This is a genomic window from Micromonospora cathayae (assembly GCF_028993575.1).
Classification (GTDB): Bacteria; Actinomycetota; Actinomycetes; order Mycobacteriales; family Micromonosporaceae; genus Micromonospora; species Micromonospora cathayae.
Map to the genome: position 1 here is coordinate 4,464,819 of NZ_CP118615.1, position 19,801 is coordinate 4,484,619.

11 protein-coding genes are annotated in these 19,801 nt (G+C 71.4%); 10 read left to right on the forward strand and 1 reads right to left on the reverse strand.

Features of this window, described 5'->3' with window-relative positions:
- Nucleotides 1-21 precede the first annotated feature (21 nt).
- Nucleotides 22-2,064 carry a glycosyl hydrolase family 28-related protein gene (locus PVK37_RS20290; protein WP_275029143.1) on the reverse strand — a complete coding sequence of 681 codons (2,043 nt, stop codon included), beginning with the start codon at nt 2,062-2,064 and terminating at the stop codon, nt 22-24.
- A gap of 330 nt (nt 2,065-2,394) precedes the next feature.
- On the opposite strand from PVK37_RS20290, the gene PVK37_RS20295 reads away from it, so the two are divergent.
- The 10 genes from PVK37_RS20295 to kdpA all read left to right on the forward strand — a co-directional run bounded on the left by PVK37_RS20295 (nt 2,395) and on the right by kdpA (nt 19,797).
- A complete protein-coding gene (locus PVK37_RS20295; protein ID WP_275029145.1) occupies nt 2,395-3,396 on the forward strand; it encodes a LacI family DNA-binding transcriptional regulator in 1,002 nt (333 codons plus the stop codon).
- Between the two features lie 468 nt (nt 3,397-3,864).
- Nucleotides 3,865-5,244, forward strand: a complete 1,380-nt coding sequence (locus PVK37_RS20300; protein WP_275029146.1) for an ABC transporter substrate-binding protein — start codon at nt 3,865-3,867, stop codon at nt 5,242-5,244.
- 83 nt (nt 5,245-5,327) lie between these two features.
- Nucleotides 5,328-6,284, forward strand: coding sequence for a carbohydrate ABC transporter permease (locus tag PVK37_RS20305; RefSeq protein ID WP_275029147.1), 957 nt, complete (start codon nt 5,328-5,330; stop codon nt 6,282-6,284).
- A gap of 12 nt (nt 6,285-6,296) precedes the next feature.
- The gene (locus tag PVK37_RS20310; RefSeq protein WP_275029148.1) at nt 6,297-7,184 is read left to right on the forward strand and encodes a carbohydrate ABC transporter permease; all 888 of its coding nucleotides are present in this window, start codon (nt 6,297-6,299) and stop codon (nt 7,182-7,184) included.
- Nucleotides 7,185-7,317: 133 nt separating this feature from the next.
- Nucleotides 7,318-8,958: a glycoside hydrolase family 13 protein gene (locus tag PVK37_RS20315; protein WP_275029149.1), complete on the forward strand. Its 1,641-nt coding sequence runs from the start codon at nt 7,318-7,320 to the stop codon at nt 8,956-8,958.
- Between the two features lie 148 nt (nt 8,959-9,106).
- Nucleotides 9,107-12,019, forward strand: coding sequence for a discoidin domain-containing protein (locus tag PVK37_RS20320; protein ID WP_275029150.1), 2,913 nt, complete (start codon nt 9,107-9,109; stop codon nt 12,017-12,019).
- A 121-nt stretch (nt 12,020-12,140) separates the two neighbouring features.
- Complete coding sequence (locus tag PVK37_RS20325; RefSeq protein WP_275029151.1) at nt 12,141-16,442, forward strand: discoidin domain-containing protein; 4,302 nt, start codon at nt 12,141-12,143, stop codon at nt 16,440-16,442.
- A 253-nt stretch (nt 16,443-16,695) separates the two neighbouring features.
- Nucleotides 16,696-17,709, forward strand: a complete 1,014-nt coding sequence (locus PVK37_RS20330; protein ID WP_275029153.1) for a sporulation protein — start codon at nt 16,696-16,698, stop codon at nt 17,707-17,709.
- A gap of 343 nt (nt 17,710-18,052) precedes the next feature.
- Nucleotides 18,053-18,142, forward strand: a complete 90-nt coding sequence (gene kdpF / locus PVK37_RS20335) for a K(+)-transporting ATPase subunit F (RefSeq protein WP_275029154.1) — start codon at nt 18,053-18,055, stop codon at nt 18,140-18,142.
- A complete protein-coding gene (kdpA, locus tag PVK37_RS20340; protein ID WP_275029155.1) occupies nt 18,142-19,797 on the forward strand; it encodes a potassium-transporting ATPase subunit KdpA in 1,656 nt (551 codons plus the stop codon). The genes kdpF and kdpA overlap by 1 nt, the downstream gene beginning before the upstream one ends.
- Nucleotides 19,798-19,801 lie beyond the last annotated feature (4 nt).

Here is a 19,801-nt window from a genome sequence, read left to right on the forward strand (position 1 = left end):
GCACCGGGGACGACCGGTGGGTCACCAGGCCGACGGCGGCGGTGGCGGCACGACCGGCGGGCGGTCGTCGCAGGTGATGGTGTTGGGCAACTGCCACGGGGCGAGCCAGCCGCCGTCGTTGCCGCCGAGGTCGGTCAGGCCGAACTCGGACCCGGCCGGGGTGAAGTGGAAGGAACCGCAGTTGTTGACGCCGACCGCGCCCACGTGTCGGGCGTCGACGTTGGCGAACGCGGCCGAACCGGCGGTACGGGCGCTCACCACCGAGGTCCCGGTCCCGTCCACCCGGAGGTCCGAGAAGCGCACGTTCGTGATCGAGTACCGGTCCTTCACCGCCCACTCGCTGACCAGCATGACGGCGTTGTAGGTGCTGTCCAGGTAGTGGTCACCGACCACCCGGATGTCGGCGTCGATGCTGCGGTCCAGGGCGTAGAACCAGATCGCGCCCAGACCGATCTTCCAGTTCAGCTCGTAGGTGCCGGCGCGGACGGTGGTGTTGTCCCGGATCGACAGGTGCCCGGTGAACGGCTCCGCGCCGAACCGGGCGCCGACCTGGATCGCGCTGCCCTCCCGGACCGGGTCGGCCACCAGGTTGCCGGAGACCGTGTTGTCCGTGCCGCCGTAGAGGGCGATGCCGTTGGCGAGGACCGGCGACTGCACGGTGTTGCGGTCGATGGTGTTGCCGGCGTTGCCGACCTTCTCCGACCACATGGCGAGGGCGTCGTCGCCGGTGTTGCGGACGAAGTTGTTCCGGACGACGGAGTTGGTCACGCCGGTGTGGAGGTTCAGCCCGTCGGCGATCTGGTCCACGATGATGGTGTTGGTGACCCGTACGTCGGTCATCGGCCCGTCGAACCAGAGCCCCACCTTGGTGTGGCGCAGGTGGAGCCCGTCGATGCTGGAGTGGCTCAGCGCCCCGCCGACCCCGTTGACCTGGTCGGTGTCGATCCGCTCCCGGACGTCGCCCTCGACCGCGAAGCCGGACAGGTGGACGTTGCGGCTGCCGCCCTCCGCCGCCGGCCGGCCGTAGAAGCCGACCCCGGTGTGCACCGAGCCGTCGGGGGCCGGGGTGTCCAGCGCGACCTCGCGGCCCTTGACCACGGTGTACCAGTTGCCGGCGCCCAGGATGGTGACGTCGTCCACGACGATGTGCCGGTTCACCTGGTACGTGCCGGGCGGCAGGTAGACCGGGAGCTTGGTCCGGTGGGCGACGGCGACCGCCCGGTCGATGGCGGCGGCGGAGTCCCGGCGACCGGTCGGGTCCGCCCCGAAGGCCAGCACGTTCGCCGCGACCGGCACGATGCGGGGCGGCCCGACCAGCTCCGAGTCGAGCAGGTCGATGACCGTCCAGGCGGCGACGCTGCGCCTTGGGACGGTCAGCCGCAGCACGCTGCCCGCCGGGTACGTCCGGTCGAGGCGCAGCCGCTGCTCGTCGTAGAAGTGGTGCGGCCGGAACGGCTTGGCGACCACCGGCGCGGGGGTGGTCTCCGCCGGCACGCAGGAGCACTCGGTGATCCACCAGTCCGGGTGCAGCAGGTCGGCGGTGGGGTCGTTGGTGAACGGGTACTGGTTGTACAGCCAGGCGTACTGCGAGGTGAGCGTCATGGTCCGGACCGGCCGGCGGTCGACCGAGACGTCCAGCGGCGCGGTGATGCCACCGCCGGTGGGCGCGTCCGGGATGCTGTACCGGACGGTGACCGCGTTGGTTGCGGCTGGCAGGGTGAACTCGACGTACTGGCCGGGGGCGAGGCTGACCGCCCGGCGGCCGGACGCCTCCGAGGTCAGGGTGTACGGCGTCCGGTCCGGACCGATCGGTGTGCCGTCGGTCCGGGCGTGCTCCGCCTCCTGCTCGAGGAACCTGACGTCGGCACCCCGGCCGGCGACGAGCGCCGGGTCCAGGGCGGCCCGGGTGACCACCGGGACGGGGTTCGCGGGGGAGCCGCCGTGGGCGCGGGCGGTACCGACGCCGCCGCCGGTCACCGTGGTCGCCACGACGACGGCCAGGGTGGCCGCGACGGTTCGCCAGCGGGCCCGTCGATCCGGCCGGGTGGTGGTGGGTCGAGACATCGCGTGTCTCCGTTTCTGCTGCGGGACCCGACGACCGGCATCGACGCCGCGAACGCCCCCGACGTGTCGCGGTGGGATGCCAGAAGCGAGGCGAATGGTTCCGGCGATGTTATTTCCATGACCTGCCTCTCTTCAAGCACGTCTCTGTCCGGTACTTGCAGGACGGCTCGCCCGGCCTTTACCTCGGGAGAGCTGCCCCGCCCCCGCAGCCGGACCGGCGCGTCGGGCGGACCCCGAGGGCGCGGCGGATGCCTGCCGCCGCTCGAAACGTGACGTGACACGTCAACAGGCAGCTCATTTCTTGCAGAACCAGTGCAGTACCATCACGGCGTGACGAAGCGACTGACCGAGGTGGCGAAGAAGGCCGGCGTCAGCGAGGCCACCGTGAGCCGGGTGCTCAACGGTCGCGGCGGCGTCGCGGAGGCCACCCGGACAGCCGTGCTGACCGCGCTGGACGTGCTCGGTTACGAGCGGCCGACCAAGTTGCGCGGGGAACGGGCCCGGCTGGTGGGGCTGGTGCTGCCGGAGTTGCAGAACCCGATCTTCCCGGCGCTGGCCGAGGTGGTGACCGGGTCACTGGCCCAGCGTGGCTTCACCCCGGCGCTGGTCGCCCGCACCATCGGTGGCGTCTCCGAGGCCGACTACGTCGAGATGCTGCTGGACCACCAGGTGTCGGGTCTCATCTTCGCCGGCGGGTCGTACGCGTTCGTCGACGCCCCGCACGACCACTACCGGCGGTTGACCGACCGGGGCCTGCCGGTGGTGCTGGTGAACGCGGGTGTGGACGGGCTGGGCTTCGCCCGGGTGTCGACGGACGACGCGGTCGCGGTGGAGCAGGCGTACGGGCACCTGCGGTCGCTCGGGCACGAACGGATCGGCCTGGTCCTGGGGCCGGAGGGACACGTGCCGTCGCGCCGCAAACTGGACGCGATCGTGGCGGCGGCGAGCTGGGCCGACGCCGCGAAGTGGGTGGAGCGCTCCAGCTTCTCCATGGAGGGGGCCCGGGTCGCCGCGGCCCGGTTGATCGAGCGGGGCGTGACCGGCATCGTCTGCGCCAGCGACGTGCTGGCGCTCGGCGCGATCCGGGCCGCCCGGCGACTCGGCCGTACGGTGCCGACCGACGTGTCGGTGGTCGGCTTCGACGACTCCGCGTTCATGACCTGCACCGACCCGCCGTTGACCACGGTGCGGCAGCCGATCGAGACGATGGGGCAGGCCGCGGTCGACCTGTTGGTCACCCAGATCGAGGGGGCCGGCGTGCTCCACGACGAGCTGCTCTTCGAGCCCGAGCTGGTGGTACGCGGCTCCACCGCCCCGGCCCCGGGCCGCTGACCCGCCGTCCCTCCGCTCCGGGCCGTCCTCCGCTCCGGGCCGCCCCCGCTCCGGGCCGCTGACCGTCGCCCAGCCCCGGGTCGCTGACCCGCCGCCGACGTCCCGCCCGCTGACCCGGACCCTGTCCCGGGTCCGCTGACCCGCGTCCGTGCGGGCCTCTCTCCCGACGCCCCGGCCCCGGTCGGGCCGTCGGGCTGCCCAGCAGGGCGGCGAGCCGCCACATCCCGGCCCTGCGACACGACCGAGCTGCCGTCTGTTGGCGTCCAGTCGTGTCTTTTCATCATGACGTCGAAACCTTGCCGTCATCAGTCCGTCTCGTTACAGTGTCCCCACTCACACCTGACACCACCCAGCTCCACGGCCCGGTCACCTGCGCACGGGGATCGGCGGCTGCGCACCACCACCACCTGACGGTCCCGTGGATCGGCAACGGCCCTGGAGACTCACGTTCGGCGAAGGGATGGACGGATGTCCGTACCGCAGTACCGGAGGGCCGCGGCGTTGGCGCTCGCGGCCGGCCTGGGGCTCGGCCTCACGGCCTGCTCCACCAAGAGCGACGACGGCGGCACCACCGCAGCCGGCAAGGTCACCATCACCGTCGACTGCCAGCCGGTCGGCTCGCAGCAGGAACTACTGAAGAACTGGAACGACGACGTCGCCGAGTTCCAGCGACAGAACCCGGACATCGTCGTCAAGAGCGTCAGCGTCGGCGAGCAGTGCAACAACCCGCCGGACTTCACCGCCCGCCTCGCCGGCGGCACGGTGACCGACGTGTTCTACGGGTACATGACCGACCTCCAGCAGGTGCTCGACTCCGGTCAGGCGATGGACCTCACCGGGTTCGTCACCAAGGACACCGTCCCGACCTGGGACAGCGTCGACCCGGCGCTGAAGGAGGCGTTCAGCGACGGCGGCAAGCTGTACGCCGTACCGGTGAAGAACTACTCGATGGGTCTGGTCTACAACAAGGTCCTGTTCCAGCGGGCCGGACTCGACGTGAACAACCCGCCGAAGACCTGGCCCGAGGTGCGGGCCGCCGCCAAGAAGATCGCCGCGCTCGGCGACGGCATCGCCGGCTACGCCGAGTACAGCGCCGGCAACACCGGCGGCTGGCACTTCACCTCGCTGCTCTACTCCCAGGGCGGCCAGGTGCTCACCCCCGACGGCAAGAAGGCCGACTTCAACAACGCCCTGGGCAGGCAGGTCCTCCAGAACCTCAAGGACATGCGGTACGGCGACAACAGCATGGGCGCCCGGCAACTGCTCCAGTGGGGCGACCTGCTGACCAACGCGGGTGCCGGCAAGGTCGGCATGTTCGTCGGCGCGCCGGACGCCACCCAGGCGATCGTCAGCCAGTTCCAGGGCACGTTCCAGGACTGGGCGATGGGTCCGCTGCCCGGCCAGGACGGGCCGGCCAAGGGGACGCTCGGCGGCGGCGAGGGCTACTTCTTCAAGAAGGGCCTCACCCCCGAGCAGGTCGAGGCCGGTCTGAAGTGGATCGCGTACCAGAAGCTGACGCCGGGCAAGGGCCAGTTCGACTACGTCCGGGCCAAGCCGCAGAACTACCCGGTGGGCCTGCCGCAGCCGCTGCTGTTCGCAGGCGGTAGCGAGGCCCAGAAGCAGGAACTCGAGCTGCGCAAGGCGAACGCCAACGTGGACACCGCGAACTTCGCGGTCTTCGAGGCCAACCCGGTCCCGATCAAGGGTGAGCCGCGCAACGCGCAGGCGATCTACGCGGTGCTCGACGCCGCGATGTCCGGGGTGCTGACGAACCCGAACGCGAACATCGACGCGCTGCTCAAGACGGCCGAGGAGAAGGTCAACAAGCTGCTCGCCGCGCAGAGCTGACCCGCCCGGTGGGGGCCGGCGTCCCCGGCCCCCACCCCGTCCGCGCCGCACCGTCCGGCCACCGAAACCCATCAGGAGTCGCCTTGGCGATCACCACCGCCCCGGGGATCACGAGAACACCGGGTCGCCCCGCGTCGCCGTACCCGTCCGGGCCCCGCCGTCCGGGCCTCGGCCGCCGGGTACGGGACAACCTCACCGGGCACGCGTTCCTGATCGGCGCGGTGGCCTGCTTCGCGTTCTTCTCCTGGTACCCGATGATCCGTGGCGTCGTGATGAGCTTCCAGCGCACCCGGCGCGGGGTCACCACCTGGGTGGGCTGGGACAACTACGAGCGCATCCTCGCCGACCCCAGCTTCTGGGCCGCCTGGAAGAACACCTTCTCCTTCACCTTCCTCGCCCTGCTCCTCGGGTACGCGGTGCCCTTCTTCGTGGCGATCGTGCTCAACGAGTTCCGGCACGCCAAGGGGTACCTGCGGATCCTGGTCTACCTGCCGGTGATGCTGCCGCCGGCCTCGGCGCTGTTCCTGTTCAAGTTCTACGCCTACGACCCCAGCGACGCCGGACTGTTCAACTCGATCCTCACCGCGCTGCACCTGCCCACCTCACAGTGGATGCAGAGCGCCGAGATGACCATGCCGGCGATGGTGATCGCGTCGACCTGGATGAACATGGGCGGCGCGGTGCTGATCTACCTGGCCGCTCTCCAGAACATCCCCGGCGAACTCTACGAGGCGGCCGAACTCGACGGCGCGGGGATCTGGCGGCGCATCCGGCACGTGACGATCCCGCAGACCCGGCTGATCCTCGCGCTGCTGGCGATGCTCCAGATCGTCGCCACCATGCAGTTCTTCGTCGAGCCGCTGATCCTCGCCAACGGCACCGGCACCGAGGACTCCGCGACCTCGGTGGCGTACCTCATCTACCAGCACGGGTTCTTCCAGAACGACCTCAACGGCGCGGCCGCCCTCGGCGTGATCATGCTCGTGGTGCTGGCCGGCTTCTCCGCCGCGTACCTGCGGCTCAGCGCGAGACAGGACTAGGAGGGGCCAGCCATGGCACCGGACACCGCGAGCCGGACGCTCGTCTCTCCCGCCCAGCTCCGCCGGGGACGCGGCAGGGTCGTCTACTGGACGCTGCTCACCGTCGTCGTGGTGGGCTTCACCCTGGTCTTCCTCGGACCGCTGTACTGGATGGTCACCGGCGCGCTGAAATCCGGCCAGGAGATCGCGCAGACCCCGCCGACGCTGTTCCCGAAGGACCCGCAGCCGCAGAACTACGTCGACGCGTGGCACAATCTCGACCTCGCCAAGCTGCTGTTCAACACGTTCTACTACGCGGCCGGCGCGCTGGTCTTCCAGCTCGTCCTCGACACCGCCGCGGCGTACGCGCTGTCGAAGCTGCGACCCGTGTTCGGCAACCTGATCCTCGGGCTGATGCTGGCGACGCTGATGATCCCGGCGATGGTGCTCGTCGTCCCGCAGTACGTGACCGTGATCGACCTGCCGATCCTGCACGTCAACCTGCTCGACTCGCCGTTCGCCATCTGGCTGCCGGCGGTCGCCAACGCGTTCAACATCTTCCTGCTGAAACGGTTCTTCGACTCCATACCCGAGGAGCTGATGGCCGCCGCCCTGGTGGACGGGGCGACGCCGCTGCGCACCCTCTGGTCGATCATCCTGCCGATGTCGCGGCCGATCCTGGGGGTGGTCTCGATCTTCGCCGTGACGGCGGTCTGGAAGGACTTCCTCTGGCCCAAGCTGGTCATGCCGTCACCCGAGACCCGGACGGTCAGTGTCGGCATCTACGCCTTCTCCGGCGGTACCCCGATGAACGTGGTGATCGCCGCGTCGGTCATCGCCGCGATCCCGACCGTCCTCATCTTCCTGATCTTCCAGCGGAACATCATGTCCGGCCTGACCACGGGCAGCCTCAAGGGCTGACCCGCCCGGGCGGGAACCCGAACGCACCGACGCGCCACCAGCACAACCCCCCGCGGCGAACGACGACCGTTCGCCCGGAACCCATCCAGGTCCGGCGAAGCCGCCGACGTGCCGACGCAGAAAGCAGGTGCTCGTGACCACAGCAGACGGTAGTCCGTGGTGGCGTGGTGCGGTGATCTACCAGGTCTACCCGCGCAGCTTCGCCGACGGCAACGGTGACGGCATCGGTGACATCGCCGGCATCCGGGCCCGGCTGCCCCACCTGTCGGCGCTCGGCGTCGATGCGATCTGGTTCAGTCCCTGGTACCCGTCCCCGATGGCCGACGCCGGCTACGACGTGGCCGACTACCGCGACATCGACCCGGTCTTCGGCACCCTCGGCGAGGCGGAGGCGCTGATCACGGAGGCACACGACCTCGGCATCCGGATCATCGTGGACGTGGTGCCGAACCACTGCTCCGACGCGCATCCCTGGTTCCAGGCGGCCCTCGCCGGCGGACCGGGCGCGCCGGAGCGGGAGCTGTTCTGGTTCCGCCCCGGCCGGGGCCCGGGCGGCGACCTGCCGCCCACCGACTGGGTGGGCGAGTTCGGCGGCGGAACCTGGACCCGGACCACGAACCCGGACGGCACCCCCGGCGACTGGTACCTGCACCTGTTCACCGCCCAGCAGCCCGACTTCAACTGGGACCACCCCCGGGTGCGGGCCGAGTTCACCGACATCCTGCGGTTCTGGTTCGACCGGGGCGTGGACGGCATCCGGATCGACTCGGCCGGACTGCTGGTCAAGGACCCCACCCTGCCCGAGACCCGGCCCGACCGGCCACACCCGTTCCGGGACCTGGACGGGGTGCACGAGATCTACCGCTACTGGCGGCGGCTCGCCGACGGGTACCCCGGCGACCGGGCCCTGATCGGCGAGGTGTGGATGCCGGACCGGCAGCGGTTCGCCAACTACCTGCGCCCGGACGAACTGCACGCCGCGTTCAACTTCGACTTCCTCGGCTGCGCCTGGGACGCCGCCGCGCTGCGCGCGTGCATCGACGGGACGTTGCACGCGCACGCGCCGGTCGCCGCGCCGGCCACCTGGGTGCTGTCCAACCACGACGTCACCCGGCACGTCACCCGGTACGGCCGGACGGACACCACGTTCAGCTTCGCCGCCAAACGCGAGGGCATCCCCACCGACCTGGAGCTGGGCACCCGCCGGGCCCGCGCCGCCGCGCTGCTGTCGCTGTCGCTGCCCGGCGCGGTCTACGTCTACCAGGGCGAGGAACTGGGCCTCTACGAGGTGGAGGACATCCCGTACGCGCTGCGCCAGGACCCGATGTGGGAACGCTCCGGCCGGGTCGACCCCGGTCGGGACGGCTGCCGGGTGCCGCTGCCGTGGGCCGGCGACGAGCCGTCGTTCGGGTTCAGCCCGGACGGCGCGACGGCCGCGCCCTGGCTGCCGCAGCCGGCCGACTGGAAGGACCGCACCGTCCAGGCGCAGACCGGCGACCCGACCTCGATGCTGGAGCTGTACCGGGCGGCGATCCGCATCCGGCGCGCCGAGGCGTCCCTCGGCGACGGCGAGCTGACCTGGCTGCCCGCCCCGGCCGGGGTGCTCGCCTTCCGCCGGGGTCCGGGCTTCCGCTGCCTGGTGAACCTCGCCGACGTACCGGTCCCGCTGCCCACGGACGGGACACCGCTGCTGGCCAGCGGGCCGCTCGACGACGGCCTGCTGCCCCCGGACACCGCCGTCTGGCTGCGCACCGTCACCCCGACCGACGACTGACCACCCCGGATGCCGGCGGCGCGTCCCCGCCGCCGGCACCCGGTCACCGCGGCCCGCACCGGGCTGCCGGACAGAAGGAGGAACCGGGACCGCACCGCCGCACCGCACACGGGGACCTGGCCGCCGGACGAAAGGGAGAGCACCGCTCATGGCCGACCACACCACCCCGCACCACCGTCCACCCCGAACCCGGGTCCGCGCCGGCCTGGCCGCCCTCGCCGCGACCACGCTGGTCGCGGCCTCGGTCACCGTGGTCGCGCTGACCTCCACCGCCACCCCGGCGCGGGCCGCCGGGCTGTCCCCGTTCGACATTCCCGGCCGGGGCGCGACCGTCCCGTTCGTCGAGCACGAGGCCGAGGAGGTCACCCACACCGGCACCCGGATCGGCCCGGACCGCCGCTACGGCACCCTGCCGTCGGAGGCGTCCGGCCGGGAGGCGGTCACCCTCGACGCGGTCGGCGAGTACGTCGAGTTCACCCTCACCGCCCCGGCCGACGCGGTGACCTTCCGGTACAGCCTGCCGGACAACGCCGCCGGCACCGGCCGGGACGCCACCATCGACCTGCGGGTCAACGGCACCCTGGTCCGGGCGGTCCCGGTCACCTCCCGGTACGGCTGGTACTACGGCGGATACCCGTTCAACAACAACCCCGGCGACACCAACCCGCACCACTTCTACGACGAGACCCGCGCCTTCCTCGGCGGCACCCACCCGGCCGGCACGAAGGTCCGCCTCCAGGTGTCCTCGACCGCCCAGTCGCCCACCTTCACCATCGACCTGGCCGACTTCGAGCTGGTCGGCGCGCCGATCGCCAAGCCGGCGGGGGTGCTGGACGTGGTGACCGACTTCGGGGCCGACCCGACCGGAGCCACCGACTCCACCGCGAAGTTCCAGGCCGCCGTGGACGCCGGCAGGACTCAGGGGCGGGCGGTGTGGATCCCCACCGGCACCTTCACCCTCTGGGACCACGTGGTCGTCGACGGGGTCACCCTGCGCGGCGCGGGCCCGTGGTACTCGGTGCTCGGCGGCCGGCACCCCACCGACCGCAAACGTGCCGTGGGCATCTACGGCAAGTACGTGCCCGGCGGCGGTTACACCGGCGAGATCCGCCCGCACGAGGCGAACGGACCGAGCCGCAACGTCACCCTGCGGGACTTCGCCATCATCGGCGACATCCGGGAACGGGTGGACGACGACCAGGTCAACGCCATGGGCGGCGCGATGACCGACTCGGTGGTGGACAACGTCTGGATGCAGCACACCAAGGTCGGGGCCTGGATGGACGGCCCGATGAACAACTTCACCATCCGCAACAGCCGGATCCTGGACCAGACCGCCGACGGGGTGAACTTCCACACCGGCGTCACCAACTCGACGGTCACCAACACGTTCGTCCGCAACACCGGCGACGACGCCCTCGCCATGTGGGCGCAGAACGTGCCGAACGTCAACAACGCCTTCACCTTCAACACCATCGGCGTGACCATCCTCGCCAACCACCTGGTCAGCTACGGTGGCCGGGACATCAGGATCACCGACAACGTGACCGCGGACTCGGTCACCAACGGCGGGGGCATCCACATCGCGAACCGGTACCCCGGGGTGCAGGGGCCGACCGCCGTGCTGGGCACCTGGACGGTCGCCCGCAACACCCTGATCCGCAACGGCAACTCCGACTACAACTGGAACTTCGGGGTCGGCGCGATCTGGTTCTCCGCACTGAACGAGGCGTTCCAGAACCCGACCGTCAACATCACCGACACCGACATCCTGGACAGCTCCTACGCCGCGCTGCACTGGATCGAGGGCCAGACCAACGGGATCAACCTCAACAACGTCCGCATCGACAGGGCGGGCACGTACGCGCTCCAGGTGCAGGCCGCCAGCCGGGTCTCGTTCACCAACGTCCGGGCCACCGGCATCGCCCAGGCCAACCCGATGCACAACTGCGTGGGTAGCGGGTTCCAGATCACCCAGGGCGCCGGCAACTCCGGCTGGTACACGTCCACCCCGTACTGCGGGCCGTGGCCGGAGCCGCGGTGGGGGAGCGGCCCGACCACCCCGCCGACCACCGGTAACCCGACCACCCCGCCGCCCACCACGCCCCCGCCCACGACCCCACCGCCGACCACGCCGCCCCCGTCCGGTGGCAACCTGGCCGCCGGCCGCCCGGTCACCGCGTCCAGCAGCAACCAGACGTACGCGCCGGCCAACGCGGTCGACGGCAACCCGGCCAGCTACTGGGAGAGCGCCAACAACGCGTTCCCGCAGACCCTGACCGTGGACCTCGGCGCGGCCCGGTCGGTCGACCGGGTGGTGCTGAGACTGCCCGCCGGCTGGGAGCGCCGGACCCAGACCATCGCGGTGGCCGGCTCCACCGACGGCGGCACGTACACCACCCTCGCGGCGGCGTCCGGCCGGACCTTCGACCCGGCGACCGGCAACACCGTCACCGTCGGCCTGCCGGCCGGTGACCGCCGCTTCGTCCGGCTGACCGTCAGCGCCAACACCGGCTGGCCGGCGGCCCAGGTGTCGGAGTTCGAGGTGTACGGCGGCACCCCGCCGACCACGCCCCCGCCGACCACGCCCCCGCCGACCACGCCGCCCCCGACCACGCCCCCGCCGACCACGGCCCCGCCCACCGGGAACCTCGCCGCCGGCCGTCCGGCCACCGCCACCAGCCACGCCGACGTGTACGTCGCCGGCAACACCACCGACGGCAACCCGAACACCTACTGGGAGAGCGCCAACAACGCCTTCCCCCAGTCGCTGACCGTGGACCTCGGCACGGTCCGGCCGGTGTCCCGGCTGGTGCTGCGGCTGCCCCAGCAGGCGGCCTGGCAGACCCGCACCCAGACGCTCGCCGTGCTCGGCTCCACCGACGGCACGACGTACACCACGCTGCGGGCCTCCGCCGGCTACACCTTCAACCCCACCAGCGGGAACGTCGTCACCATCAGTTTGCCGGCCGGGGACCGCCGCTTCCTCCGGCTCACCGTCACCGGCAACACCGGCTGGCCCGCCGGACAGCTCGCCGAGTTCGAGGCGTACGCCACCTAGCGGTGCGGGGCCCTTTCTGACGCCTCGTGCACCGGAAGGGCCCCGCCCGACACGTCACCCCCTGGCACCACCCGCCCCTCCGCACCCCCACCCCCGCCCCGGAGAGAGGTGTACCCCCACCATGTCCAGAATCCGTACCAGACTTGTCGCGGCGCTGGCCGCGCTCGGCCTGGCCGTCACCGTGGCACCGGCACTGCCCGCCGCGCCCGCCGCCGCGGCCGGCGGTCCCAACCTCGCCGCCGGCCGACCCGCCTCGGTCAGCAGCACCAACGGCCCGTACGTCGCGGCCAACCTGACCGACGGCAACCAGGCCAGCTACTGGGAGAGCAGCGGCGCGCTCCCGCAGTGGGCCCAGGTCGACCTGGGCGCCGCCGTCGCCGTCGACCAGGTCAGGCTGAAGCTGCCGGCCGGCTGGGAGGGACGTACCCAGACCCTGTCGGTCCAGGGCAGCACGGACGGCGGCGGCTTCAGCACCCTCGTCGCCTCGGCCGGGCAGGCGTTCGGCCCGGCCAACGGCAACACCGTCACCGTCAACCTGCCGGTCGCCACCGTCCGGTACGTCCGGGTCGCCGTCACCGCGAACACCGGCTGGCCCGCCGCCCAGCTCGCCGAACTCGAGGTGTACGGGGTCTCCACCTCGTCGACCAACCTCGCCCTCGGCCGGAGCACGACGGCCAGCGGACACTCCGACGTGTACGTCGCCGGCAACGCCACCGACGGCAACCCGGGCAGCTACTGGGAGAGCCCGAACAACGCCTTCCCGCAGTGGCTCCGGGTGGACCTGGGCAGCGCCGTCGGCGTGAACCGGGTGGTACTGAAGCTGCCGCCCGGCTGGGAGGCCCGCACCCAGACGCTGACCGTGCAGGGCAGCACCGACGGGTCCACGTTCTCGACGCTCGTCGCCTCGGCCGGGTACGCCTTCAACCCGGCCAGCGGCAACACCGTGACCATCACCTTCGGCACCGCCACCACCCGGTACCTGCGGCTGCACGTCACCGCCAACACCGGCTGGCCCGCCGGGCAGCTCTCCGAGCTGGAGGTCTACGGCCCGTCGACCGGTGACACGGTCGCGCCGACCGCGCCGGGCAACCTCGCGTTCACCGAGCCGGCCCCCGGGCAGATCCGGCTGACCTGGTCGGCGTCGACCGACAACGTCGGGGTGACCGGGTACGACGTGTACGCCAACGGCACGCTGCGCACCAGCGTGACCGGCACCACCCTGACCTACACCGACACCCAGCCGGCCAGCGCCACGGTCACGTACCACGTCCGGGCGAAGGACGCCGCCGGCAACCAGTCCGCCAGCAGCAACACCGTCACCCGGACCGGGGACACCGGCGACACCGTCGCGCCGTCCGCGCCGACCAACCTGGCGTACACCCGGCCCGCTGCGGGGCAGATCCGGTTGACCTGGTCGGCGTCGACGGACAACGTCGGGGTGACCGGGTACGACGTGTACGCCAACGGCACCCTTCGGGGCAGCGTGAACGGTACGACGCTCAGCTACACCGACACCCAGCCGGACACCGCCACCGTCTCGTACCACGTGCGGGCGAAGGACGCGGCGGGCAACGTGTCGGCGACCAGCAACACCGTCACCCGGCCCGGTGACACCCCGGGCGGCGGCACCAACCTGGCCGTCGGCAAGCCGGCCACCGCCTCGTCGGTGGTGCACGTGTTCGAGGCGGCCAACGCCGTCGACGACAACGTGGCCACCTACTGGGAGGGCGCGCCCGGGGCGTACCCGAGCACGCTGACCGTGGCGCTGGGCGCGAACGCCAGCATCAGCGCGATCGTGGTCAAGCTCAACCCCGACCCGGCGTGGGGACCGCGTACCCAGACCTTCCAGGTGCTCGGCCGCGAGCAGTCGGCGTCGGGTTTCACCAGCCTGGTCGGCTCGGCGACGTACTCGTTCAGCCCGGCCGGCAGCAACACGGTGACCGTCCCGGTCAGCGCGACCGCTGCCGACGTCCGCCTCCAGTTCACCGCGAACTCCGGTTCGTCCAACGGGCAGGTCGCCGAACTCCAGGTGATCGGTACCCCGGCCCCGAACCCGGACCTGACGGTCACCGGCCTGACCGCCTCGCCGTCCGCGCCGGTCGAGACCGACCCGATCACCCTGTCGGCCACCGTCCGCAACGCCGGCACCGCCGTCGCCGGGGCCACCGCCGTGGGCCTCTACCTGGGTACCACCAAGGTCGGCACCGCCACCGTCGGGGCGCTCGCCGCCGGGGCGTCGACCACCGTCTCGGCGGCGGTCGGGCCGCAGAACGCCGGCACGTACCCGCTGACCGCGAAGGTCGACGAGGCCAACACGGTCATCGAGCAGAACGAGGCGAACAACAGCTTCACCAGCCCGACCGCGCTGACGGTACGCCCGGTGGACAGCTCCGACCTGGTCGCCTCGGCGGTCACCTGGTCGCCGGGCACCCCCAGCGCCGGCAACACGGTCAGCTTCGCGGTCACCATCCGCAACCAGGGCACCGTCGCCTCGGCCGGCGGCGCGCACGGCATCACGCTGACCGTGCGCAACGACGCCGGCACCGTGGTCCGGACCCTGACCGGCTCGTACACCGGCACCATCGCCGCCGGGGCGACCGCCGGCCCGCTGAACCTGGGCACCTGGACGGCGGCGAACGGCCGGTACACCGTCCGGGTGGTGCTCGCCGACGACGCCAACGAGCTGCCCGTCAAGCGGGCCAACAACACCAGCGACCGGCCGCTGTTCGTCGGTCGCGGGGCCAACCTCGGCTACGACATGTACGAGGCCGAGGACGGCACGGCCGGCGGCGGGGCGCAGGTGATCGGGCCGAACCGGACCATCGGCGACCTGGCGGGTGAGGCGTCCGGCCGGCGCGCGGTCACCCTCAACACCACCGGCGCGTACGTCGAGTGGACCACCAAGGCCCCGACGAACACCCTGGTCACCCGCTTCTCCATCCCGGACGCGGCCGGTGGCGGGGGGATCAGCTCGACGTTGAACATCTACGTCGACGGGGTGCTGCACAAGCCGATCAGCCTCACCTCCCGCTACACCTGGCTGTACGGCGCGGAGGCCAGCCCCGGCAACTCGCCCGGCGCGGGCGGCCCCCGGCACATCTACGACGAGGCCAACGTGATGTTGAACTCGACGATCCCGGCGGGCAGCCGGATCCGGCTCCAGAAGGACCCGGCGAACAGCACCACGTACGCGATCGACTTCGTGAACCTGGAGCTGGTCGCGCCCCGGGCCAACCCGGACCCGGCCCGCTACCGGGTGCCCAACGGGTTCAGCCACGCCGACGTGCAGGCCGCGCTGGACGCGGTCCGGATGGACACCACCGGCAACCTGGTCGGGGTGTACCTGCCGGCCGGCAGCTACGAGACCGCGCAGAAGTTCCAGGTGTACGGCAAGCCGGTCCGGGTGGTCGGCGCGGGCATGTGGTACACCCGGTTCCAGACCCCGCAGTCCCAGGAGAACACCGACGCCGGGTTCCGGGTGGAGTCCTCGGCCAGCGGGTCGACCTTCGCGCACCTGGCGTTCTTCGGCAACTACACCAACCGGATCGACGGGCCGGGCAAGGTGTGGGGTGAGCTGAAGGACGTGGACAACCTGACCCTGGACAGCGTCTGGGTGGAGCACACCGTCTGCGCGTACTGGGGGGTGAGCGTCAGCGGGTTGCAGATCCGGGACAGCCGGTTCCGCAACACCTTCGCCGACGCGGTCAACCTCACCAACGGCAGCACGAACAACCTGGTCACCAACTCGGAGGGCCGGTCCAACGGGGACGACGCGTTCGCGTTGTTCTCCGCCACCGACCAGGGCGCGTCCACCGGCAACCACGGCAACGTGTTCGAGAACCTGACCGCCACGCTGACCTGGCGGGCGGCCGGGGTGGCGGTGTACGGCGGCTACGACAACGTGTTCCGCAACATGTACATCGCGGACATGCTGACGTACTCCGGCATCACCATCAGCTCGCTGGACTTCGGGTACCCCTTCGTCGGGTTCGGGGCCAGCCCACCGACCCGGTTCGAGAACATCTCGCTGATCCGGGCCGGCGGTCACTTCTGGGGCGCGCAGACCTTCCCGGCGATCTGGGTCTTCTCCGCCTCGAAGGAGTTCCGGGGCATCCGGGTCAGTGACGTCGACATCGTCGACCCGACGTACTCGGGGATCATGTTCCAGACCAAGTACAACGGGGCGGGGCAGCCGGAGAACCCGGTCACCGACACGGTCTTTACCAACGTGTCGATCTCCGGGGCGCGCAGGAGCGGGGACGCCTTCGACGCGAAGTCCGGCTTCGGTGTCTGGGTCAACGAGATGCCCGAGCAGGGACAGGGCCCGGCGGTCGGCTCGGCCACCTTCGTCAACCTGCGGCTGAGCGACAACCACCAGGACATCCGGAACACCACGTCCACCTTCACCATCAACCGGAGCTGACCGGTACGTCCCGGTACGCCGTCGGGAGGGCTCCCCGGCGGCGTACCGCCGTGCACGGCACATGACGGTTCCGTGACATTACCGGGAGTCGCGGTGGCGGGCGGCCGTTTGCCAGGTTGCCCTGCTAGCTTCCGCCGCCGACGGGATCCACTGAGGACGGCGTGGATTCCGTTGCCCCGCAAGGGCCGTAGCTGGGAATCCCACGCGACATGCCGTTGGTGGGCTCCGGTCAGCCGTCACAGGAGGACGATTCGTGATGTTCAAGAGGATGCTGGGTGCCTTCGGCGTCGGCGGCCCCAGCGTCGACACGGTCCTGTCCAATCCGAGCACCCGACCCGGGCTGGTCCTGGGCGGGCAGGTGAACCTCACCGGCGGCAGCCACGACGTGGAGATCGACCACGTCACCGTCGGACTGGTCACCCGGGTGGAGATGGACGGCGCCGAGGAGGAGTACGACGCGTTCGTCGAGTTCCACCGCGTGCAGGTGGCCGGCGGCGTGCACCTGCGGGAGGGGGAGCACCTCGCCCTGCCGTTCCAGGTCGCGATGCCGTGGGAGACCCCGGTGACCGACCTGTACGGGCAGAACCTGCACGGTATGACCATGGGCCTGCGCACCGAGGTTGCCGTCCGGGGCGCGGTCGACAAGGGCGACCTCGACCAGGTGTACGTGCACCCGCTGCCGGTGCAGGAGCGCATCCTGGAGGCGTTCGGCCGGCTCGGGTTCGCCTTCAAGGGGGCCGACCTGGAGCGGGGGCACATCCACGGCCTGCACCAGACGCTGCCGTTCTACCAGGAGATCGAGTTCTTCGCCGCCCCGCAGTACGCGCACGGCGTGAACGAGGTCGAGGTGACCTTCGTCGCCAGCGAGTACGGGGTGGACGTGGTCCTCGAGTTCGACAAGCGCGGCGGCCTGTTCACCGAGGGCCACGACTCGTACGGTCGCTACCACGTCGCCCACGCCGACGCCGACCACGTCGACTGGGCGGCGCAGGTCGACGGCTGGGTCCGCCAGGCCCTCGACCAGTACCACGTCCTCCGGTCCGGATACGCGCAGCCCGGGTACGGCGCGCCCGGCTACGGCCACCCCGGCTACCACGGGCACAAGGAGGAGCACCACCACGAGGGGCACGGCGGCTCCGGGATGGGTGCCGTCGCCGCCGGCGTGGTCGGCGGGGCCGCACTCGGCTTCGCCGGTGGGATGGTCGCCGACGAGGTCTTCGACGCCTTCGAGGGCGACGAGGACGAGGACGGCGACGAGGAGGAGTAGCCCGCCGCCGGACGACGCCGCGGGTGACAGCCGGTCGCCCGCGGCGTCGTGGCGTCCGGGGTCCGTCCCGTCAGCGGGCCCCGGACGTGGCGGTGACCGGCCTCACCCGGCCGGCGGCCGGTGTGAAAAGCGCGTCAAGGAACACCCGGTCGCCGTCATGGTCGCGTTATGGGCCGTGCCCGAACCGCGGTCGGAGCGTTGTGATTGCCCGGCACGGCCGGGAGGCGGCCGTGCGGGACCCGTTCCGCGATGAGGAGTCGGCCGTGTCTGACGTGGTGTTCGTACTGGTGACGGTGGGGCTGTTCGCGGCGCTCGCCCTCGTGGTGAGGGGCGTGGAGAAGCTGTGAACGCCGTCAACGCCGTCGGTCTGGTGCTGGCGCTCGGCCTGGCCGTACTGCTGGTGGTCGCGCTGCTGTTCCCGGAGCGGTTCTGATGGGCACGGCGACCGCCGGGACGCTGTTCGTCGTCTCGCTCGTGGTGGTGCTGGCCGTGGCGCACCGGCCGGTCGGCGACCACCTGTACGCCGTGGTCGCCGGACGGCGGCACTCCCGCATCGAGCGGGGCGTCTACCGGCTGGTCGGGGTGGACCCGGCCGGCGAGCAGTCCTGGGGGGTGTACGCCCGCAGCGTGCTCGCCTTCTCCGCCGTCTCGATCCTGTTCCTGTACGCGTTCCAACGGTTGCAGCAGCACCTGTGGCTGTCGCTCGGGGTCGACGCGGTCCCCGCGCACGGGGCGTGGAACACCGCCGTGTCGTTCGTGACCAACACCAACTGGCAGTGGTACGCGGGCGAGTCGACCATGGGCCACCTGGTGCAGATGGCCGGGCTGGCGGTGCAGAACTTCGTCTCCGCCGCCGTCGGCATCGCGGTGGCGGTGGCGCTGGTCCGCGGGTTCGCCGGCAGCCGTACCGACGGGCTGGGCAACTTCTGGGTCGACCTGACCCGGATCGTCCTGCGGGTGCTGCTGCCGCTCTCCGTGCTCGGCGCGATCGTGCTGATGCTCGGCGGGGTGGTGCAGAACCTCTCCGCCGGCACCGAGATCGGCACCCTGACCGGGGGAACCCAGAGGATCACCGGCGGCCCGGTGGCCAGCCAGGAGGTGATCAAGGAGCTGGGTACCAACGGCGGCGGCTTCTACAACGCCAACAGCGCCCACCCGTTCGAGAACCCGACCACCTGGACCAACTGGTTCGAGATCCTCCTGCTACTGGTGATCCCGTTCAGCCTGCCCCGGGTGTTCGGCCGGATGACCGGCCAGCCCCGGCAGGGCCACGCGGTGGTCGCGGTGATGGCGGTCCTGGCGGTCGCCAGCGTCGCCCTGACCAACGTCTTCGAGTTGGCCGGCGACGGCACCGTCCCGCAGGCGGTGGGCGCGGCGCTGGAGGGCAAGGAGGTGCGGTTCGGCGTGTCGGACTCGGCGACCTTCGCCGCCGCGACCACGCTCACCTCCACCGGCGCGGTCAACTCGTCCCACGACTCGTACACCGCGCTGGGCGGCATGCTGCCGATGGTCAACATGATGCTCGGCGAGGTGGCCCCCGGCGGCGTCGGCGCCGGCCTGTACGGTCTGCTGGTCCTCGCGGTCGTCACGGTGTTCGTCGCCGGACTGATGGTCGGGCGGACCCCGGAGTACGTCGGCAAGCGGATCAGCTCCCGTGAGATCAAGCTGGCGTCGCTGTACTTCCTGGTCACCCCGGCCCTGGTGCTGGCGGGCACGGCGACGGCGTTCGCCACCGGCAACAACGCGACCGCGCTGAACACCGGCCCGCACGGACTGTCCGAGGTGCTCTACGCCTTCACCTCGGCCAGCAACAACAACGGCTCCGCGTTCGCCGGCCTCACCGTCGGCACGCCCTGGTGGAACACCGCCCTGGGGGTGTGCATGCTGCTCGGCCGGTTCCTACCGATCATCCTCGTGCTCGCCCTGGCCGGCTCGCTGGCCCGCCAGCGGCCGGTACCCGCGTCCGAGGGCACCCTGCCGACCCACCGCCCGCTGTTCGTGGGAATGGTCGTCGGCGTCACGGTGATCCTGGTCGCGCTGACCTTCCTGCCCGCGCTCGCGCTCGGCCCGCTTGCCGAAGGGCTGTGACCAC